The organism is Pseudomonas sp. R3-56 (assembly GCF_051132075.1).
GTDB lineage: Bacteria > Pseudomonadota > Gammaproteobacteria > Pseudomonadales > Pseudomonadaceae > Aquipseudomonas.
In genome coordinates, this window is record NZ_CP071657.1 from 5,089,340 (window position 1) to 5,110,303 (window position 20,964).

Genomic DNA, 20,964 nt, shown 5'->3' on the forward strand with positions numbered 1-20,964 from the left:
AGACGGCGGATCTTACTGAATAGTGCGTACTTTGACAAGTCAAAGGCAGCCGGATACAGACGCTTTCGGGGGCTCGGGTCGGCGCGTCCGTTCAACGGCAAGATTCTTCGGCGGCGGCGCATCACTTCCACTGCAGAAAGAGGTGCGCAATTATGCAGATTGCGAAAAATATTTCAACCTGCTTTTATGATTGTTTTGCCCAAGGAGTCCCTGATGGACTATCGCAAGCTAGGCCGTACCGATCTGAATGTCAGCGCCTTGTGCCTCGGAACCATGACCTGGGGCGAGCAGAACAGCGAGGCAGAGGCGTTCGCCCAGATTGAACGCGCCAAGGGTGCCGGGATCAATTTCCTCGACACCGCCGAGATGTACCCCGTGCCGCCGAAGGCCGAGACCTACGCCACCACCGAGCGTTATATCGGCAATTATTTCAAGAGCCGTGGCGACCGCGCCGACTGGATCCTGGCCAGCAAGATCGCCGGCCCGGGCAATACCATCGACTATATCCGCGACAAGAATCTCAAGCACAACCGCCGCCACATCGTCGAAGCGCTGGACGCCAGCCTCAAGCGCCTGCAGACCGACTGGATCGACCTGTACCAACTGCACTGGCCGGAGCGCAGCACCAATTTCTTTGGCCAATTGGGCTACACGCACAAGGCCGACGAGGATTTCACTCCTCTGGAGGAAACCCTCGAAGCCCTGGACGAACAGGTCCGGGCCGGCAAGATCCGCCATATAGGCCTGTCCAACGAGACGCCGTGGGGCACCATGAAATTCCTCGCCCTGGCCGAAGCCCGCGGTTGGCCTCGCGCGGTGTCGATCCAGAACCCGTACAACCTGCTCAATCGCAGCTTCGAAATCGGCCTGGCGGAAATCGCCATTCGAGAGCAATGCGGCCTGCTGGCCTATTCGCCCCTGGCGTTCGGTTTCCTGTCGGGCAAATACGAAAACGGCGCACGGCCCGCCAAGGGCCGCCTGACGCTGTACAGCCGCTTCATGCGTTACTTCAACCCGCAATCGGAAGCCGCCTGCAGCCGCTATGTGGCACTGGCCCGCGAACACGGCCTGGACCCGGCGCAGATGGCCCTGGCATTTGTTACCCAGCAGCCGTTCGTGACCAGCAACATCATCGGCGCCACCACGCTGGAGCAACTGGACAGCAACATCGCCAGCTTCGACCTGAAGCTGTCGGATGAAGTGCTGGCGGGAATCGAGGCGATTCACAAGGACCAGCCGAATCCGGCGCCTTGATTGATTCATAGGCCCCTTCGCGAGCAGGCTCCCACACTGGCTTTTTGTCTGACCGCTACATTGCGATCGACACAAAACCCATGTGGGAGCGAGCCTGCTCGCGAAAGCGATCTGACATCCAACGCAATAATCAAAGCGACCGCGCAATGATTTCCTTCATTATTTCGTTGGTCCCCGCATAGATCCGCTGCACCCGCGCATCCGCCCACGCCCGGGCGATCGGATATTCCCACATGAAACCGTAGCCGCCATGCAACTGCACGCATTCGTCGAGCACCTTGCATTGCAGGTCGGTGCCCCAGTACTTGGCCATCGCCGCCGTCGGTACATCGAGCGTGCCCTGCAGATGAAGCTCCAGGCAGCGGTCGACAAAGACCCGGCCGATCTGGATCTCGGTGGCCATTTCCGCCAGTTTGAAGCGGGTGTTCTGGAAATCCGCGATGGATTTGCCGAACGCCTTGCGGTCACGGGTGTAATCCAGCGTCCATTGCAGCGCCGCTTCGGCCGAGGCCAGGCCACCGATGGCGACGGTCAGGCGCTCCTGAGGCAGTTCCTGCATCAGGTAGGCGAAGCCCATTCCGGCCTGGCCCAGCAGATTTTCCTTCGGCACGCGGACATCCTGGAAGAACAGCTCCGACGTGTCCTGGGCCTTCATTCCGACTTTCTCCAGGCGCTTGCCTTTTTCAAAGCCCGGCGTGCCCGCCTCCACCAGGAACAGGCTGGTGCCTTTGGCCCCCGCCTTCGGGTCGGTCTTGGCGACGACAATAACCAGGTCGGCCAGGAAGCCATTAGTAATGAACGTCTTGGAGCCGTTGATCACGTATTCATCGCCGTCGAGCACTGCCGTGGTCTTCACGCCTTGCAGGTCGGAACCGGCGCCCGGCTCGGTCATGGCGATGGCCGTGACCATTTCGCCGGACACCAGTCTCGGCAGGTATTTATGCTTCAACGCTTCGCTGCCGTAATGCAGGATGTAAGGCGCAACGATATCGGAATGCAACGAGAAACCGATCCCGGTCAGCCCCAGGCGGCCGATTTCCTCGATCACCACCGTGCTGTAGAGAAAATCCGCTTCCAGCCCGCCGTAGGCCTCCGGCAGATGCGAGCACAACATCCCCGCCTCCCCGGCCTTGTTCCAGAGTTGGCGATCGATGTGCCCCTGTTTTTCCCACTGGCTGTGGTACGGCACGGCTTCTTTTTCAAGGAAGGTTCGTACGGTGTCGCGAAACAACTCGTGCTCGGGACTGAACAGGGTTCTGGGGATCATGGCGCACCTTTGGTTATTGTTGGGTGTGGTTATCCGACAGAGCCTAAGCCTGCGGCGTATGAGAGGACACTGGACACATCCGACAAAAAATAAGACGATCCAGCCGTCTGGTGACCACTTTCCCCTATAAAAATAAAGATGAGTTATGTCCATGCACGCCTCCACGCCCTTGCGGCGCGTCAGCATCCTGGCAGTCGACCGGGTTTTCGCTTCCACCCTCATGCAAGCCAAGGATTTTTTCCACCTGGCCAGCCTGCGCTACGGCAAACAGCTTGGCCACGGCCTGACCCCAGCGTTCGAAACCCGGCTGGTCAGCCCTGACGGCAAGCCAGTCAACAGCTTCAGCGATGTGCTCATGCCGGTGGACGGTGGCCTCGAAAATACCGATGTGATCATCCTGCCTGCGTTCTGGGATGACTTTGCCACGCTCTGCCAACGTTATCCCCAGGTCCTGCCCTGGCTGCGCGAACAACACGCTCGCGGTGCGGTGCTCTGCGGCGAAGCCACCGGAGTATTCTGGCTGGCCGAGGCCGGGCTGCTCGACGGCAAGGAAGCCACCACCTACTGGCGCTTCTTCAATGCCTTCAAGGAGCGTTTCCCTCAGGTGCACCTGAACCAGGACAAGCACCTGACCGACGCCGACAATCTGTTCTGCGCCGGCGGCACCACGTCGGCCTGCGACCTTTACATCTACTTGATCGAACGCTTCTGCGGCGCCAACGTCGCCCAGGCCGTGGCGCGGGACATCCTGTATGAAGTGCAACGCAACTATTCGCCGGGACGCATCGGCTTTGGCGGGCAGAAACTGCATCAGGACGTGATCATCCTGCAGATCCAGCAATGGCTGGAGGAGCATTTCGCCGACAAGTTCCGCTTCGAGGACGTTGCCCGGGAGCACGGCATGAGCATCCGCAATTTCATGCGCCGCTTCCAGACCGCCACCGGCGACAAGCCCTTGCACTACCTGCAACGCCTGCGGATAGAAACCGCCAAGGGCCTGCTGTCCGGCAGCCGCAAGAGCATCAAGACGATCAGCTATGAAGTCGGCTACGACGACGCGAGCTTTTTCGCACGCCTGTTCCGGCAGCACACCGACCTGTCACCGAACCAGTACCGGCAGCAATTCCAGCAGGCGGCGTGAGCACGCCGCTGAACGCAAATTCCATTGTGGGAGCGAGCCTGCTCGCGAAGGCGGTGTGTCAGCTTGCAGGGTTGCTGAACATGCCCGCCTCTTCGCGAGCAGGCTCGCTCCCATTTTTGATTTCCGCTCATTCATCTTGGGAGATGCCCTACAAACCACACGGAAACGGCTGACTTACGCTCCACGCCCGTTTCGCCTCTTATAAACACGCCATTAAACAGCGTGAATAAAAATAAAAAGAGGTTTCTTGAATGAGCGAGCCAACCAGTCCTGTCCGCGTAGCGGTTGTGCAATTCGACCCTCAGGTCGGCGTAAGGAATCATGAGCAGAACCTGCATCACAGCCTTGCGCTGGCGTTGGAGGCGGTAAACGGCGGAGCGAATCTCATCGTTCTGCCCGAGCTGTCAAATACCGGTTATTTTTTCAGCAACCGACAGGATGCGTTCGAACACTCCGAATTGGTCCCTAACGGGCCGAGCGTGCAGGCCTGGAAGGACTTCGCCCGCCAGCACAAGATTTACCTGGTGGCCGGCTTGACAGAGCGCGAGGGCATGCGGCTTTTCAACACCGGTGTTCTGTTGGGGCCAGACGGTTTTATTGGCAAGTACCGAAAAGCCCATTTGTGGAACCTGGAGAAACTCTGGTTCACACCAGGGGACCTGGGTTTTCCAGTGTTCGAAACCCCGATAGGCCGCATCGGAATGCTGATCTGCTGGGACATCTGGTTTCCGGAAGTGCCGCGAATCCTGACCCAGCAAGGCGCGGACATCATCTGCAGCCTGAACAACTGGGTCTGGACGCCCCCACCGCTGTTTGATGACGCAGGCAAGTGCATGGCGTCATACCTGACCATGACGGCAGCCCATGTCAATAATGTATTCATTGCGGCGGCAAGCCGCATCGGCGAAGAACGCGGCGCCCGCTATCTGGGCTGCTCGCTGATCGCGGGTACTAACGGTTGGCCGATTGGCGCGGTGGCCTCCGCCGACCAGCAGGAAGTGCTGTTCGCCGACATCGACCTGACCAGTTCCCGTAGCGCCGCCATCTGGAACAACCTGAACGACCTGCACCGTGATCGGCGTTCGGATCTCTACGATCCGATGCTTGGTTATACCCAGCACCCTCTCCTGCCGCGCTGAGGGGGTTTATCCAATGGAATCCACAAACGAAAAACGTCAACGCCGGCATACCGCTCGTTCACCGCTGGATCTTGCAGTGATCCTGTTGATGCTCGGCGCGCTGTCGCTGGTCTTCTGGCTTTCTTTCATGAGCCTCGCCTCCTGGCCCGACTACGGCCACATGGTGTCGAATTTGCCACAGCCAACCTCATGGCTACGCTGGGTGGTGGGAGACATCAGCGAAGTCGCCTTTTATAAGCATGAATTTGCATCCATCGGACTGCTGGCGGGGGCATACCTGGCATACCGGGCCAATGAAACGGGAAAGGCCTGGCAAGGTTTTTCCATCTGCTACGGCAGCGGCCTGTGGCCGTGGGTCGTCGCCAGCTCACTGCTTGGGCTCCTGCTCAGCAACCTGTTATGGGGCTGGACCGTTACGGCCACCGCCTGGCAACCGACCTTTGCCGCATTCGTTTCATTGCCGGCGGCGATGGTGCTGATGTTTGGCGGTGGCTGGAAAGTCGCGATCAATGGCGCAGTCATGGGTGCATTGCTGGTTACCCCGGCGTGCTTGTTGCTGGTCAATTACGTCTGCAATCCACTGGGTTTGCCGGCAGTGATCGGCAACGTCTCGGGGATGGCTGTCGCCAGCGTCATGGCATTCCTGCTCTGTCGTTATGTGCCAAGCCTGGTGAGCTCGCAGGTCTCAATGAAACCATCCGAAACGCCATCAAGGCCCACGCCCAGCCGTGCACCCGACTACGGTGTCGTCTGGAGCCTGCGCCGAGTCTTGGCGGATTTCTCCGAAGCGCCGTTCTTCGGCAATGAGTGGGCCAGCCTTGGGCTGATATCGGGCGCCTTGCTGGCCTATGCCTTGAACCCGATGAGCCCGGTCTACGGCTCGGGCTTGCTGCCGCAACTGATCGGTGCGCAAGCGCTGACCTCGGCCTTGGGCGTGATGATCTGGCGTCGACAGTGGAGGTTGCGAGGCTGGTATCCCACCTATATCCCGCTGGTATCGGTCGTGCCTGCCGCGGTTCTGACCTACGGCGGCAGTTGGCCGGTGATTGTCTCCAGCGCCTTGCTAGGCGCACTTGTGGCGCCACCGCTGGCGTGTGCGATTGCCAAAAGACTGCCCACCGACATGCACGGTTTCATTGCGAATGTCCTGTCCATGGCCATCAGTACCTTGCTCATCATTCCGGTCATCGGACGCCTGATAGCCAACTGAGCTATCCACCTTCACGGCTGCATCTCGACCGGTAGGCGGTTGCAGCCATTTATTACAAGCAAGCGAGGTATCACATGGACTTGCCCAACCTGAGCATCGCTTCACTCGGCGGCACCGTGAGCATGCAGGCCCGGGTCTTCGGAGAAGGAGTGGTCCCGACCGTCAGCGGCGCAACCCTGCTGGCTTCGGTACCCGAATTGAGAACCCTGGCCCGCGTCACTGTCGAAACGCTCCAACTGTTGCCCAGCGCCTCATTGAGTTTCGAGCATTTATTGAGTGTCCTGCGCTGGGCGAACACTCAGATCGAGCTAGGTGCGGTGGCGGTTGTCCTCACTCAGGGCACCGACACGCTGGAGGAATCCGCCGCATTTTTCGATCTCTTGTGGGACCACGACGAACCTCTGGTGCTTACTGGAGCGATGCGTTCCGCAGCCCAGACAGGCGCCGACGGACCGGGCAATCTGCTGGATGCCTGCCAGGTCGGCCTGGCCGAGAGCAGTTGGCGACGTGGTGTTCAGGTGGTCATGAACGGACAGATTCATTCGGCGCAGGCGGTTCGCAAAACCGATTCGATGGCACTGCAGGCTTTTTCTTCGCCCGTCGTAGGTCCGGCAGGCCTGTTACTGGAAGGTGACGTTCACTATTTCCACCCTCCACGCCAGCGCCACGTCTTGCCGTTGCCACAGCGCTCGACGCACAAGGTTGCGTTATTACAAGCGTCGCTGTCTGCCGACAGCCTGTTGCTGGAGAATGTTCTCGCGCTGGGTTACGACGGGCTGGTGATCGCCGGTTTCGGTGCTGGGCACATTTCTGAAACCTGGGCTGGAAAAATTGACGCCATTGCCAGAAAAATCCCGGTCATTGTTGCGACTCGCTGCGATTGCGGCCCAACGGCTCGCTCGACTTACGGCTTCAAGGGCGGCGAGATGGATCTGGTTAAAAGAGGTGCTTCGATGGCTGGTTTTGTCTGCCCACGAAAATCGAGGATTCTCTTGTGGCTGCTGCTCGGTTGCCAGCGACAAGATGACCTGGCTCGCTATCTGAGGCTTTTGCAGTATTGAGGGTTGCCTAGACCGGATCGGCGGAGGGCTGCTGCGCAGCCCAGCGGGAGCAAGCTCCCTCGCCACGGGTTTGTGCTGCAGTTGTATTACGGTTTATGCGCCCGCGATAGGAATTCGTGGGATTGCATCTCCAGCAGGCGACTGAGGGTCCGCTGGAATTCGAAGTTCAGGCGACCGCCGGTATAGAGGTCCTTGAGCTCGACTTCAGCCGAGATGATCAGCTTCACGTTGCGGTCGTAGAATTCGTCGACCATATTGATGAAACGGCGGGCGATGTCGTCGGTGGTGACGCTCATCTGCTCGACGCCGCTGAGCAGCACGGCGTGGAAGATCTTGCCCAGCTCGATGTAGTCGTTCTGGCTGCGGGGGCCGTCGCACAGTTCACGGAAGTCGAACCAGGCCACGTCGTCGCAGGTGCGGATCGCACGGATTTCGCGGTTTTCGATGATCAGCACATCGTTTTCCACTGCCTGGGTGCATTCCGGCGTCAAGGCGCGGAAGCTCTTGCGCAAGCTTTCTTCAGCGGCGGCATCCAGCGGGAAATGGAACAGCTCCGCTTGCTCGAGGTGACGCAGCCGATAGTCCACGCCGCTGTCGACGTTGACGATTTCGGTGTGCTCCTTGATCAGCTTGATCGCCGGCAGGAAGCGCGCCCGTTGCAGACCGTCCTTGTACAGGCCGTCGGGGACGATGTTCGAGGTGGCGACCAGGGTCACGCCGTTCTTGAACAGTTCTTCCATCAGCGTGCCAAGGATCATGGCGTCGGTGATGTCGGAAACGAAAAACTCATCGAAGCAGATCACCCGCGTCTCGGCGGCGAAGCGCTTGGCGATGAGGGTCAGCGGGTTCTTTTCGCCACCCAGGGTCTTCATTTCCTCGTGCACACGCTTCATGAAACGGTGAAAGTGCGTCCGGGTCTTTTCCTTGAAGGGCAACGCTTCGAAGAAGGTGTCCACCAGGTAAGTCTTGCCACGGCCGACGCCACCCCAGAAGTACAGGCCCTTGACCGGTGTCTGGTCCTTTTTGCCGAACAGTTTGCCCAACAAGCCCGGCTTGTTGTTCGACGCGGCAACCAGGTCGTCGTACAGGCGCTGCAAATGCCGCACGGCCGTTTCCTGGGCTGCGTCGTGGAAGAATTCCGGGCGTTTCAGATCAGCTTGATATCGTTCTAGGGGCGTCATATTCGTTAGCAAGGCAACAAAAACGGGCCGTCACTGTAGCGATGGCCCAGAGGAATGGCAATCGGCCCTTATTCGGGCCGATGGTCGGAAACGCCTTCAATCAATCCTGGGCAGGCGTCAGTGCCACGCGCAACGCATCGATGGCCGCGTCTCGGGCGCTACTGTCGGCAAAGGCCGGGCTGTGGGCCACGCATTCGCCGTCGAGCCAGACGCTGAAACTCAGTTCATCGCTGCGCACGTCCAAGGGCTGGCCGGATTGCAATTGCTTGGTCACCTGGCCAGCGGTCTTGCCGTCGGCGAAGTTGTTCGAAAGCAACAACTGCTCGCCATCGGCAGAAAGCAGGCGGAAGCGGAAACTGCCGTCATCGTCGCGGAAGCTGACGAAGCGCGCAGCCTTGGCCGCTTTCTTTTTGGTCTGCGTTGCCACTTGCACCTGGCTGACGAAGGACCGCAGGCCAACTGCCTCGCGCAGTTCATTGAGAAACGGCGTTGCTACGGCCCGGGCTTTTTTCGCGCCCAGTTGCAGGATGTCTTCAAGGTCCGCCGGGCGTTCGATCAACTGGTGGTACCGCTCGCGCGCTTCACCCAACTGGTCGTCGAGCAGTTGGAATAGACGACTCTTCGCCTCGCCCCAACCCAGGCCTTGCAGCAGTTCGCTACGGAACGCGGCGGACTGCTCGGCAGTGGCGAAGGCTTGGAACAGCGTGAACAGGTGCGAGTTGTCCGGGTCCTTGGCTTCGCCCGGCGCGCGCGAGTCGGTGACGATCCGCGAGATCGCGTCCTTCATGTCCTTGGCGCTGCTGAACAACGGAATGGTGTTGTCGTAGCTCTTGGACATCTTGCGGCCATCGAGGCCCGGCAGCGTGGCGACGCTTTCCTCGATCAGCGCCTCAGGCATGGTGAAGAACTCCTTGCCCTTGCCGAACAGGTGGTTGAAGCGCTGACCGATGTCCCGCGCCATTTCCACGTGCTGGATCTGGTCGCGACCGACCGGCACCTTGTGGGCGTTGAACATCAGGATGTCGGCCGCCATGAGGATCGGGTAACTGTAGAGGCCCATGGTGACGCCGGCGTCCGGGTCTTCGCCGGTCTCGACGTTCTTGTCCACCGACGCCTTGTAGGCGTGGGCACGGTTGAGCAGGCCCTTGGCGGCGACGCACGTCAGCAGCCAGGTCAGTTCCGGGATTTCAGGGATATCGGACTGGCGATAGAACGTCACGCGGTCCACATCCAGGCCACCGGCCAGCCAGGTCGCGGCGATTTCCAGGCGCGAGCGCTGGATGCGCAGCGGGTCATCACATTTGATCAGAGCGTGGTAATCGGCCAGGAAATAGAACGAATCGGCATGGCTTTCGCGGCTGGCGAGGATCGCCGGACGGATGGCGCCGGCGTAGTTGCCCAGGTGCGGGGTGCCGGTGGTGGTGATGCCGGTCAGGATACGGGTACGAGTCGTCATGGGTTATCGCTTGTCAGACTGCTGTCAATTCGAGAGGCGCGGCAGGAGCAGATCCTTTAGATCAGTCAGCTTGCCATGAAAAAAGTGTCCGCATTCTGCCACTTTCAGCAGCTCATGGGGGCGCTGGAGCGCGTCGGACCATGTGTAGACAAGTTGGGGATCGACCACTTCGTCGGTTTCCGGCTGGATCACGGTCAATTCGCCGCTGGTCGGCAGGGGCGCTTGTGCATCCAGGCGCATTACCGCCGGAGCAACCATGAACAGGTGCTTGAGCGCCTGGCCTTGGGCTTCCAGGCGTCCGCCAAGGGTGGCGGCGACGAAGCCGCCGAAGGAAAAACCAAACAGGGTCAGGGGCAGCTGCGGGTATTTTTCCAGCAACCAGGCGGCCGCGGCCTGGGCATCGTCCACTTCGCCGGTGCCCATGTCATGGCTACCGGCACTGGCGCCGACGCCGCGATAATTGAAACGCAACGTAACCAGGCCAGCGTCGCGGGCGGTACGCTGCAGGGTCGAGACCACTTTGTTGAGCATGGTCCCGCCCTGTACCGGGTTGGGGTGGCAGATCAGCGCCAGGCCACGGGGCGCTTCGCTGTCCAGGTACAAGGCTTCCAGTTGGCCGACCGGGCCATCGATGACTACAGGGGTTTCGCGCATAAGCAAGGGAAAGAACTCCGTGACCCCGAATAGGGTCGACTCGTCTAGCTAAAAGTCTGTGCCTGGCATGATTGCGATGTTCTTCGCGGTATACAGCGCAGGTCCGAGCCGTTAACGTAAAGCAAAGCCGTTTATAGAGGAAGGACTCGTGGAACACTCGCTCTTAGTTTGGCTGTTGCCGACTCTTGCCCTGGTTGCCGGTGTCGCCATTGGTTTCCTGATTGCCCGACTGCTGCCTAACGCGGTGCCCAACAGCACCCAACGTCAGCTCGACGACATCCAGGAACGTTTCGACAGTTACCAGAATGAAGTGGTAACCCACTTCAACAGCACCGCTTCCCTGGTGAAAAAGCTCACCCAGAGCTACCAGGAAGTCCAGGATCATCTGTCCGAGGGCGCCAACCGCCTGGCCCTGGACGAGCAGACGCGCCAGCGCCTGCTGGCCGCCCTGCAAGCCGACACGGCGCAGACGCCACGGGAGCGCCTGACCCCGCCCAAAGGGATCCAGGAACCGCCACGGGACTACGCCCCCAAGGCCCCGAACTCCCCAGGGATGCTGGATGAGCATTACGGTTTGAAGAAGTAATTTCCAGCAACACCAAAAAGCCCGCCCGATCGCATGATCGGGCGGGCTTTTTATTGCTTCCAATTCCCCCTATTCAATTTTGACCACCTGTGGCGAGGGAGCTTGCTCCCGCTGGGTCGCGAAGCGGCCCTTGTAGCAGCGAACTCGATTTTCCTGGCACACCGAGTTGCCTGGTTTTGGGGCCGCTTCGCAGCCCAGCGGGAGCAAGCTCCCTCGCCACGGGATACAGGGTCCTGAAGAATTATTCACTCAGCTCAAGCCAACACTTCCTCCGCCACCTGGTCGATGGCCCCTTTGGTGATGTCGACGATCAGGTCGGCATCTTCGCGGGTCAGGATCAGCGGCGGAGCGAAGCCCAGGATGTCGCCGTGGGGCATGGCGCGGGCGATCATTCCGCGTTCCAGGCAGGCGGCCGAGACCTTGGGGCCGACCTTGAGTGCCGGGTCGAACGCCGTACGCTGTTCACGATCGGCCATGAACTCCACCGCCGCCAGCATGCCGTCACCGCGCACTTCGCCCACCAGCGGATGGCCTTCGAGGGTTTCGCGCAAACGCCGGTTGAGGTAACCACCGACGTCTTCGGCGTTGGCCATGAGGTTTTCCCTTTCGAGGATATCCAGATTGGCCAGGGCCGCCGCCGCGCAGATCGGGTGTCCGGAGTAAGTCCAGCCATGGCCCATCGCACCTTCGGCCTGGGAGGCTTTTTCGATCACGCTCCAGACCTTTTCACCGATGATCACCGCCGACAACGGCGCGTAGGCGCTGGTCAGTCCCTTGGCCGTGGTGATCAGGTCCGGCTGCATGCCATAGCGCTGGCTGCCCATCTTCGAACCCAGGCGACCAAACGCGCAGACCACCTCATCGGCGATCAACAGCACGTCGTATCTGTTCAGCACGGCCTGGATCGCAGCCCAATAACCGGCGGGCGGAACGATGATGCCACCGGTGCCCATCACCGGTTCGCCGATGAACGCTGCCACCGTGTCCGGGCCCTCGGCGAGGATCATTTTTTCCAGTTCATCGGCGCAATAACGCACGAACGTTGCTTCGTCCATGCCCGCCGGGGCCTTGCGATACCAGTGCGGGCACACGGTGTGCTTGACCCCTTCGGCCGGCAGGTCGAAATGCTGGTGGAACGCCGGCAGCCCGGTCAGGCTGCCGGTCATGATGCCCGAGCCATGGTAGCCACGATCACGGGAGATGATTTTTTTCTTCTGCGGCCGGCCGAGTACGTTGTTGTAGTAACGCACCAGTTTGATCTGGGTTTCGTTGGCATCGGAGCCGGACAGCCCGTAATAGACCTTCTTCATCCCCGTCGGCGCCCAGTCCATGATGCGGCTGGACAGTTCGATGATCGCCTCGCTCGAATGACCGACATAGGTGTGGTAGTAGGCCAGTTCCTTGGCCTGTTTGTAGATGGCATCGGCCACTTCGGTACGGCCATAACCGATATTCACGCAATAGAGCCCGGCGAACGCGTCGATGAAATCACGCCCCTCGTGATCGCGTATGCGAATGCCCGACGCGCTCTTGATGATGCGCCCCTTGAGCGCCCCGCTGGCGTGGTCGTGGGCGTGGGTCGAGGGGTGCATGAAATGCGCACGGTCTTGTTCGAACAGCGTGTTGAGTTCTTGGCTCATGCGGGCTCTCCTGGGAATTGGCCTTGATGGTGCAGGCAAAAGTATTTGGTTTCGACGAAGGGCTCGAAGCCCTCGGTGCCGCCCTCGCGGCCGAGGCCCGAGGCTTTCATGCCGCCGAAGGGAATCGGATGACCGGTGAACTTGACGCCGTTGACGGCGACCATGGCGTGGTCGAGACGACGGATCAGTGGATAAATGACATCCAGGCGATTGGAGCAAATATAGGCGGCCAGTCCGTATTCGGTGTCGTTGGCCAGTTCGATGGCTTCGTCCAGGGTGTCGAACGGCATCACCCCGGCGATGGGCGCGAAGTTCTCTTCACGGTAGATGCGCATCTTCGGCGTGACGTCGGCCAGCACGGTCGGTTGGTAGAACAACCCGCCCAGAGCATGGGCCTCGCCACCGGCCAGGCGTTGGGCGCCAAGGGCCAGCGCATCGGCGACGCGGTCGGCGGTCGCATCGAGCGCCGCCTGATGCATCAACGGCCCGACATCCACCGCCTGCTCCTGCTGATCAACCAGCGCCGGCCCGACCCGCAAGGCGCGCACCGCGGCGGCGAAACGACTGAGAAACGCCTGATACACCGGGCGCTGCACCAGGATCCGGTTGGCCGCGCAGCAATCCTGACCCGAGGTCTGGAATTTCGCCTCGACAGCGACTTTGACTGCCAAGGCCAGGTCGGCATCCGCGCAGACAATGAAAGGCGCATTGCCGCCCAGCTCCAGCGCGACTTTTTTCACGTCATGGGCCGCTGATTGCAGCACCAGTTTGCCGACCCGGGTCGAGCCGGTGAAACTCACCGAACGCACGCGGCGGTCCTTGACCAGGGTCTCCATGGTCATCTGCGGCTCGCCCAATACCACGTTGAAGACGCCGGCAGGAAAGCCCGCTTCCTCGGCCAGTTGCGCCAGGGCCAACGCTGAGTAAGGCGTTTCATGGGCCGGCTTGACCACCACGGTGCATCCGGCCGCCAGCGCGGCAGCGGCCTTGCGGGTGATCATCGCCGAGGGGAAGTTCCAGGGTGTGAGCAGTGCACAGACGCCCACTGGTTCCTTGACCGTGCCCAAATGAGCGTTCGGGATATGACTGGGAATGTTCTGGCCGTAGAGGCGCCGGGCCTCCTCGGCGAACCACGGGATGAAACTTGCGGCATAGGCGATTTCGCCACGGGACTCGGCCAGCGGCTTGCCCTGCTCCAGGCTGAGAATTCGCGCGAGGTCTTCGCTGTGCTCGCTGATCAACGCCGCCCAGCGCCGCAGCATCGCGCCGCGAATCTCCAGGCTCTGCTCGCGCCATGCGGGGAACGCGCGATGCGCCGCGTCCACCGCCGCAACGATCTGAGGTTGATCGAGCATCGGCACATGGCCGATAACCGTGCGGGTTGCTGGATTCTGCACCGCGATGCTCTGGCCGCTGTCGCTGTGGACCCAATGGCCATCGATGTAGCAAAGCGCTTTGAACAGCAGCGGGTGTTGATAAGGCATGACGTTCACTCCAGACCGTTTGCGTGAATCCATGCTAGGGCTGCTGCGCTTTTGTTATCGGCTGTTTGCACGGGCCCAGACCTTGGTTTTTTTCTGGAAATACCCTGCCGGAAAATGTTTTCTGCGGTGTTCAGGATGACGGTGTGAGCTCCGCCGGCAAGGCGCCGACGGTCTTGATGGTCTTGGTGACGATGTAGGTGAAGTAGCGTTCGATGCCGAGGTCTTCAAGCAACAGTTGATCAACGAAGCGCTGATACGAATCGACGTCCGGCGCCTGGATCATCGCCAGGTAATCCACACCGCCGCCGGTGGCGTAGCAGAACACCACTTCGGGCGCGGCGAGCAGGCGTTGCTCGAAACGGCGCATGTCCTGGGCGGTGTGCCGGGCCAGGGTGATTTCCACCAGTACCTGCTGGCGCTTGAACACCGCGCCCCAGTCGATCTGCGCCCGGTAGCCGATGATCAGCCCCGCCGCCTCGAGTTTGCGCACCCGCTCCCAGGCCGGCGTCACTGAAAGATTGATCGCCTCGGCGAGGCTCGACTTGGTGATCCGCCCGTCCTCGGCGAGGATCTGCAGGATTTTCAGGTCATAGCGATCGAGCTTGTGCATGGGCCGGGCTCTCCAGGCAAATCAGAAAATCATACCGTCCCCTGTGGCGAGGGAGCTTGCTCCCGCTCGGCTGCGAAGCAGTCGTCGCTTTTGGCCTGAAGATCAGGGCCGCTGCGCGCCCCAGCGGGAGCAAGCTCCCTCGCCACAGGGTGTGTATGTGTCAGTTGAGGGGTATCAAGCCAACACATCCGCAATCACCACCAGCGTATCGCCACACTGCACCAGCCCGGGAAAGTGCCGCGCCGCCAGCAGGCCGCTGCGGGCGGCGCGGTATTCAACCGGGGCGACGCCACTGCGGGCGGCGTCGTGGATGCGCGCCACCACTTCTCCCTGGGTCACGCTTTCGCCGAGGTCGCGACACATTTCCAGCAAGCCGTCATGCTCGCTGGCAACGAAGCAACTGGCGTCCGGCATGTCGAGCATCACCGACGGCTGCAACTCGATCGCACCCCGCAGGATGCCGGCGTGGATCAACAGGTTGCGCACCCCGCGCTCGGCAATCGCCACGCTGCGGGCGGTGGACGAACCGCCGCCGCCCAGCTCGGTAGTAACAAACACCTTGCCCTGGGACTCCGCCGCCGTGTCGTACATCGACCCGGCATCCAGCTCCAGCATGCGCATGCAATACGGCGCGTTGAACGCCAGCATCGCGGCCTCGCAACGCGCCTGTTGCTGTTTGTCCGGCAATACGTGGCAGGCGGCGAATGGCAGGAAATCCAGGGTTCGCCCACCGGAATGAATGTCCAGCACAATGTCAGCCAACGGCAGCAGGGTGCGGTTGAAATAGTCGGCGATTTTCTCGGTGACGGTGCCGTCCGGCTTGCCGGGAAAACTGCGGTTCAGGTTGCCTTTGTCGATGGGCGAAGTCCGGCGTCCGGCACGGAACGCCGGGGTGTTCATGAACGGCAAGATGATGATCCGCCCGCTGACGTCTTCGGCGCTCAACTGCTGGGCCAGTTTGCTCAGGGCCACCGGGCCTTCGTATTCGTCGCCGTGGTTGCCACCGCTGAGCAGCGCGGTCGGGCCGCTGCCGCGCTGGATCACGGTGATGGGGATCATTACCGCGCCCCATGCCGAATCGTCCCGCGAATACGGCAGCTTGAGAAAACCGTGCTGCACACCCTCGCGGCTGAAGTCGACCGTGGCGCTGATGGGATTGCTGGGCAATTCGCGCATGGCTCAATCCTTCACGAACAGTTGACGGGGCACGTTGCACAGCGTCTCGACGCCGGTCTCGGTGATCAGGATGCTCTCGGTGATTTCCAGGCCCCAATCGTCCATCCATAGCCCCGGCATGAAGTGGAAGGTCATGCCCGGCTGCAACACGCTGTTGTCGCCGGGGCGCAGGCTCATGGTGCGCTCGCCCCAATCCGGCGGATAACTGATGCCGATGGGGTAGCCGCAACGGCTGTCCTTGTGGATGCCGAACTTTTCCAGCACCTTGAAAAACGCCACGGCAATGTCGCCGGTGGTGTTGCCCGGCTTGGCCGCGTCCAGGCCAGCGGCGATGCCCTCGACCACGGCTTTTTCGCCGTCGAGGAAATGCTGCGGCGGCTTGCCCAGGTAAATGGTGCGCGACAGCGGGCAGTGGTAACGCTTGTAGCAGCCGGCGATTTCAAAGAAGGTGCCAGCGCCTTTTTCGAACGGCGAATCATCCCAGGTCAAGTGCGGTGCGCTGGCGTCGGCACCGGTGGGCAGCAGCGGCACGATGGCCGGGTAATCGCCGCCATGGCCGTCGGCACCGAGGATGCCGCTGCTGTAGATCTCAGCCACCAGTTCATTCTTGCGCATGCCCGGCTCGATGCGTTCGAGGATCCGGCTGTGCATGTTCTCGACGATGCGTGCGGCGATGCGCATGTAGGCGATTTCCTGCGGCGACTTGACCGCGCGCTGCCAGTTCACCAGGCCCACCGCGTCCACCAGCTTCGCCTCGGGCAGGTGCTTTTGCAGCGACAGGTACGCGGCGGCGCTGAAGTAGTAGTTGTCCATTTCCACGCCGATGCTCAGCGCGCCCCAACCACGGGCAATGATCACCTCGCGGGACAGGTAGTCCATGGGATGACGCTCGCGGGACTGCACGTAGATGTCCGGGTAGCCGACGATGTTGTCGGCCTGCATGAACACCGTGCGCTTCGCTCCGTTGGCATCCTGGCCACGCCCGAACCACACCGGCTCGCCGTCCAGCGCCAGCAGCACGCACTGGTGCACATAGAACGACCAACCGTCATAGCCGGTGAGCCAGGCCATGTTCGACGGATCGGTGACCAGCAACAGCTCCAGGCCTTGGGCCTGCATCGCCGCGCGAACCTTTGCCAGGCGCTGGGCGTATTCCTCCCGCTGGAACGGAAGATTGACGACTATCTCTGACATCCACCTGCCCTCTGTTCAATGACACGAATAAACAAATCGATTCAACGACCGAACGCGAAACCCTTGCCTGCCGCCCTCGCCCGCTCGAACGCCAGATTGGCGATGGCGGTGTCCTGGGCGCCGGTGCCGGTCAGGTCGCAAAGCGTTACCTGCGTTGCATCGGAGCGCCCGGGCTGCTGGCCCGCCAGCACTTGCCCGAGTTCCATCAAATCCAGGTCGTCACGGACAAAGCCGGCCGCCAAGGCATGGTGCAGTTCGCCGAGCACGCGGGTCTGGCTGAGGCGATCGGCGACATAGCAGTCGACGGCTGCCAGGGCCTGTGGGGAAATTTCGTTCTTGTGCTCCGCGTCCGAGCCCATCGCGGTGATGTGCAGGCCGGGGTGCAAGTGGCGGGGCTCGATCAGTGGCTCGCGGCTGGGCGTGCAGGTGATCGCGATATCCACGCCCTCCAGGGCAGCGTCAATGGAGCTGCAGGGCGTGACGGCAAGTCCGCTGTCACGGGCCAGTCCATCACTGAACGCCTTGGCCTTTTGTGCATCCCGCGCCCAGACCCGCACCTCGTCGATCGGCCGCACCAGGCGCAGCGCCTGAAGCTGCAACGCCGCCTGCTCGCCGGCCCCGATCAACGCCACGCTGCGGCTTTGCTCGCGAGACAGGCAACGCGCCGCCACCGCCCCGGCCGCGGCGGTGCGCACGGCGGTGAGGTAGCCATTGTCGAGCAGCAGCGCGTCCAGCAGACCGGTACGTGCCGAGAGCAGCATCATCATGCCGTTGAGGCTGGGCAGGCCGAGCTTGGGGTTGTCGAAGAAACCCGGACTGACCTTGATGGCGAAGCGCTCCAGGCCCGGCAGGTAAGCGGTCTTCACATCCACTTCGCCGTTGTGCTCGGGAATGTCCAGCCGCAGGATCGGCGGCATCGCCACGGCCGCGGTGGCCAGCAGCACGAAGGCCTGCTCGATGGCGTCGATGCTGGCCAGGTCGAGGGCCACGCAACTGCGCAGGTCGGCCTCGCTCAATAGGGTGACTTCACTCATGACAGGCTCCGTTAACGGGTTATCAGGCGTTGGCGCCGGCGATCACGCGGGCATGTTGTTCGGTGTCGACGTTGCGCCCGCTGACCACCACCACGATCGGTCCGCGCGGTTCGACCAGGCCGTCGAGCAACGCCGCGATGCCCACCACGGCGGCACCTTCGAGCACCAGGCGTTCGTGGTGATAGGCGTGGCGCAGGGCATTGGCGATCGAGATTTCCGAGAGCAGGTGCACGTCATCGGCCAACTGCCGGGTCATGGCGAAGGTGTAGCGGTTGTCCAGGCCGATGCCGCCGCCAAGAGAGTCCGCCAGGGTCGGCAGCTCTTCGACTTCCAGCGGCTGGCCGGCGGCGAGGCTGGTGTGCATCGCGGCGCCTCGCGCCATGCTGATGCCGTGGACTTGAATGGCTGGATTGGCGCTTTTCAGGGCCAGGCCCACACCGGCGAACAGGCCGCCGCCGGACAATGGCACCAGCACCTGGGCCACATCCGCTTGCTGTTCGAGGATCTCCAGGCCAAGGGTGCCCTGGCCGGCGATGATTGCGGGATGATCGAACGGCGGCAGGAAGCTCGCGCCCTGCTCGCGGGCGATGCGCTCGGCCTCGCGCTGGGCGTCGTCCTGGGACTGGCCGACAATGCACACCTCGGCGCCCAGATCGCGGATCGCCTGCACTTTGTTGGCCGGCACGAGGTTCGACAGGCAGACAATCGCCTTGACCCCTTGTTGCGATGCGGCATGGGCCAGTGCCCGACCATGGTTACCGGTCGAGGCCGTCACCACGCCTGACGCCTTCTGCTCCGCGCTGAGTTGCGCCACGGCATTGCTGGCGCCACGCAGCTTGAAGCTGCCGGTGATTTGCAGGGATTCCAACTTGAGGTATACGGGCACGCCGATCAATCGCGACAGGCTGGCGGAGTACTCCATGGGCGTGCGCCGCACCAGCGACTCGATGCGCTGGCGAGCGAGGTAGATGTCCTGAAGCTGCAACCCTGTCATGACCGCGTCCCGAGCCGATGTGTTGGGCGCAGTCTAAGAGGGCCGGATTGTGCTGATGAATGTACTAGGGCAATTTAGTGATGAAGTTCCAAAGTCACTACAGATCCCTGTGGGAGCGAGCCTGCTCGCGAAAGCGGTCTACCCGTCACATCAATGCTGGATGTGCTGCCGCCTTCGCGAGCAGGCTCGCTCCCACAGTTTGGACTGTGGCGTGCCCAGATTCAGAGGCTGCAGAAAATCCCCTTGTGGGAGCGAGCCTGCTCGCGAAAGCGGTCTACCCGTCACATCAATGCTGGATGTGCTGCCGCCTTCGCGAGCAGGCTCGCTCCCACGGGATTTTTGTTCGCGTTATCAAAAATCATGAATCTGCGGATACTGGTTGAAGATCTGCCGCATGCCGATCAATGCATGGCGCATTTCTTCATCGCTGCATTCGGCGCCAACGCAGACCCGCACCGCCCGTGGCCGCGGTGTGCCGCGCACGGTGAACGGGTCGGGGGACGTGACGGCGATGTGCTTGTGGCGCAGCGCCCGCACCAGGCTGTCGACTTCCCAGTGGGGCGGGATGCCGATCCAAGCATTCAAGGCATGGGGATGCTGGGCCAAGACGTGCTCGCCCATGTACTCGGTGACCATCGCCTGGCGCCCGGCCAACAGGCGCCGTTGTAAATGCAACAACGAGTCGGCGCGCCCGTCGCGGATCCAGCGAGCGGCGATCTCCGAGACCATCGGCGTGGCCATCCAACTGTTCACCCGCAGGATGCTCTCGGTGCGCAGCGCCAGGCGCTTGGGCACCACCAGGTAACCGATGCGCAAGCCCGTGAGCACTGACTTGGTCATGCTCGTGCAGTAGAACGACAGCTCCGGCAGGTAATGGCTGATGGGCGGCGCCCGGCGCTCGTCCAGCAACGGCCCGTAGACATCGTCTTCGATGATGTGCACGCCGAAGCGCCGGGCAATCTCGGCGATTTCCCGGCGGCGGGTGTCGGGCATCAGGCTGGTGGTGGGGTTATTGAGGTTGGGTGTGCACACCAGCGCGGTGATGCGCTCGTTGCTGCACATGTCCTCGAAATGCTCGGGATCAATGCCGTGGCGGTCGGTGTCCAGGCCCTTGAGGGTGAAACCCAGCACCTGGGAATTGCCGATCACACCGTGGTCGGTCAGCCCCTCGCAGAGCACTACATCGTCGGGACCGGCCAGGGAAGCCAGGGCGAGGAAGATGCCATGGGCCGCGCCGTTGGTAATCAAGACGTCGTTGCGGTCGACCTTCAGCCCCTGCCGGCCGATCCATTGCGCCGCCGCTTCGCGATGGGATTCAAACCCCGCAATCGGACGAAACGCATGAATCCATGGCTGATCCTCTTCGGTGCTCAACTCGGCGCAGGTGTCGCGCCAGAACTGATCATGCTCGCGAGTGTGCAGGATCCGCGTGATGGAAAAATCCACCAGCGCCCGCTCGGGACTGTCGAGTATGTAAGTGGCGACCCGGTCGCTCATGCGCCGCGAAACGAAACTGCCGCGCCCTACTTCGCAACGCACCAGCCCCTGGCGCTCCAGTTCCTTGTAGGCGTTGGTGACGGTCTGCACGCTGATGCCCATGGCGTCGGCCACTTGCCGTTGCGGCGGCAGGCGCTGGTCGTTGGCGAGGATGCCCTGCTCGATGTCGTCGGCGATCGCCTGGACCAGAATCTTGTATTTGGATTCACCGCTGCGGGCGACGTCCAAGGCTGACTTCCACTTATCCATAACGCTGCGACCCGCCTGTGTACTGGTGCGCCCAGCATTGCTCGGGCTTCGCGGCAAAGCAATTGTCCTAGTGCAATACAATCGGCGCCGGGGCTTTTGTATGCTCGGTCCAAGGTCGTCATCCAGGCGGGCACACT

At 61.7% G+C, this 20,964-nt stretch carries 18 protein-coding genes; 6 read left to right on the top strand and 12 right to left on the bottom strand.

All coding sequences use genetic code 11. From position 1 onward, the window contains the following. Nucleotides 1–213 precede the first annotated feature (213 nt). On the top strand, nt 214–1,254 hold the full coding sequence (locus J3P96_RS23160; protein WP_198796609.1) for an NADP(H)-dependent aldo-keto reductase: 1,041 nt from the start codon (nt 214–216) through the stop codon (nt 1,252–1,254). 130 nt (nt 1,255–1,384) lie between these two features. On the opposite strand, the gene J3P96_RS23165 is transcribed toward J3P96_RS23160, so the two are convergent. Beyond that, nucleotides 1,385–2,521: an acyl-CoA dehydrogenase family protein gene (locus J3P96_RS23165; protein WP_434653617.1), complete on the bottom strand. Its 1,137-nt coding sequence runs from the start codon at nt 2,519–2,521 to the stop codon at nt 1,385–1,387. Between the two features lie 244 nt (nt 2,522–2,765). Between J3P96_RS23165 and J3P96_RS23170 the strand changes: the two genes are divergently transcribed. The 4 genes from J3P96_RS23170 (at nt 2,766) to J3P96_RS23185 (ending at nt 7,072) form a co-directional block, all read left to right on the top strand. Further along, on the top strand, nt 2,766–3,662 hold the full coding sequence (locus J3P96_RS23170) for a GlxA family transcriptional regulator (RefSeq protein WP_305501352.1): 897 nt from the start codon (nt 2,766–2,768) through the stop codon (nt 3,660–3,662). A gap of 251 nt (nt 3,663–3,913) precedes the next feature. Beyond that, nucleotides 3,914–4,801, top strand: coding sequence for a nitrilase family protein (locus J3P96_RS23175; RefSeq protein WP_305496660.1), 888 nt, complete (start codon nt 3,914–3,916; stop codon nt 4,799–4,801). 13 nt (nt 4,802–4,814) lie between these two features. Then, entirely contained in the window at nt 4,815–6,011 is a 1,197-nt protein-coding gene (locus J3P96_RS23180; RefSeq protein WP_434653618.1) for a hypothetical protein, read from the top strand. A 74-nt stretch (nt 6,012–6,085) separates the two neighbouring features. Next, nucleotides 6,086–7,072 carry an asparaginase gene (locus tag J3P96_RS23185; RefSeq protein ID WP_434653619.1) on the top strand — a complete coding sequence of 329 codons (987 nt, stop codon included), beginning with the start codon at nt 6,086–6,088 and terminating at the stop codon, nt 7,070–7,072. A gap of 86 nt (nt 7,073–7,158) precedes the next feature. Here J3P96_RS23185 and zapE read toward each other — a convergent pair whose 3' ends face one another. The 3 genes from zapE to J3P96_RS23200 form a co-directional block, all read right to left on the bottom strand. Continuing rightward, complete coding sequence (gene zapE, locus J3P96_RS23190) at nt 7,159–8,253, bottom strand: cell division protein ZapE (protein WP_305496664.1); 1,095 nt, start codon at nt 8,251–8,253, stop codon at nt 7,159–7,161. 100 nt (nt 8,254–8,353) lie between these two features. Continuing rightward, nucleotides 8,354–9,709 carry a tryptophan--tRNA ligase gene (locus J3P96_RS23195; RefSeq protein ID WP_434653620.1) on the bottom strand — a complete coding sequence of 452 codons (1,356 nt, stop codon included), beginning with the start codon at nt 9,707–9,709 and terminating at the stop codon, nt 8,354–8,356. A gap of 24 nt (nt 9,710–9,733) precedes the next feature. Further along, nucleotides 9,734–10,363 (bottom strand): alpha/beta hydrolase, encoded by a 630-nt coding sequence (locus J3P96_RS23200; RefSeq protein WP_305501353.1) that lies wholly within the window; start codon nt 10,361–10,363, stop codon nt 9,734–9,736. A gap of 148 nt (nt 10,364–10,511) precedes the next feature. On the opposite strand from J3P96_RS23200, the gene J3P96_RS23205 reads away from it, so the two are divergent. Next, on the top strand, nt 10,512–10,949 hold the full coding sequence (locus tag J3P96_RS23205; protein ID WP_305496666.1) for a YhcB family protein: 438 nt from the start codon (nt 10,512–10,514) through the stop codon (nt 10,947–10,949). 254 nt (nt 10,950–11,203) lie between these two features. Here J3P96_RS23205 and J3P96_RS23210 read toward each other — a convergent pair whose 3' ends face one another. From J3P96_RS23210 to J3P96_RS23245, 8 genes are all read right to left on the bottom strand, one after another. Further along, nucleotides 11,204–12,589: an aspartate aminotransferase family protein gene (locus J3P96_RS23210; RefSeq protein ID WP_434625971.1), complete on the bottom strand. Its 1,386-nt coding sequence runs from the start codon at nt 12,587–12,589 to the stop codon at nt 11,204–11,206. Then, nucleotides 12,586–14,073 (bottom strand): NAD-dependent succinate-semialdehyde dehydrogenase, encoded by a 1,488-nt coding sequence (locus tag J3P96_RS23215; protein WP_434653621.1) that lies wholly within the window; start codon nt 14,071–14,073, stop codon nt 12,586–12,588. Before J3P96_RS23215 ends, J3P96_RS23210 begins: the two co-directional genes overlap by 4 nt. A gap of 130 nt (nt 14,074–14,203) precedes the next feature. Continuing rightward, nucleotides 14,204–14,683 (bottom strand): Lrp/AsnC family transcriptional regulator, encoded by a 480-nt coding sequence (locus J3P96_RS23220; RefSeq protein WP_305496671.1) that lies wholly within the window; start codon nt 14,681–14,683, stop codon nt 14,204–14,206. Nucleotides 14,684–14,857: 174 nt separating this feature from the next. After that, nucleotides 14,858–15,859, bottom strand: coding sequence for a N(2)-acetyl-L-2,4-diaminobutanoate deacetylase DoeB (doeB, locus tag J3P96_RS23225; RefSeq protein ID WP_434653622.1), 1,002 nt, complete (start codon nt 15,857–15,859; stop codon nt 14,858–14,860). A 3-nt stretch (nt 15,860–15,862) separates the two neighbouring features. Further along, nucleotides 15,863–17,053 (bottom strand): ectoine hydrolase DoeA, encoded by a 1,191-nt coding sequence (doeA, locus tag J3P96_RS23230; protein WP_434653623.1) that lies wholly within the window; start codon nt 17,051–17,053, stop codon nt 15,863–15,865. Between the two features lie 41 nt (nt 17,054–17,094). Next, nucleotides 17,095–18,087 (bottom strand): cyclodeaminase, encoded by a 993-nt coding sequence (locus J3P96_RS23235; protein ID WP_434653624.1) that lies wholly within the window; start codon nt 18,085–18,087, stop codon nt 17,095–17,097. A gap of 22 nt (nt 18,088–18,109) precedes the next feature. Continuing rightward, on the bottom strand, nt 18,110–19,081 hold the full coding sequence (gene eutB / locus J3P96_RS23240) for a hydroxyectoine utilization dehydratase EutB (protein ID WP_434653625.1): 972 nt from the start codon (nt 19,079–19,081) through the stop codon (nt 18,110–18,112). A 351-nt stretch (nt 19,082–19,432) separates the two neighbouring features. Next, the gene (locus tag J3P96_RS23245) at nt 19,433–20,827 is read right to left on the bottom strand and encodes a PLP-dependent aminotransferase family protein (RefSeq protein WP_434625984.1); all 1,395 of its coding nucleotides are present in this window, start codon (nt 20,825–20,827) and stop codon (nt 19,433–19,435) included. Nucleotides 20,828–20,964: the final 137 nt, after the last annotated feature.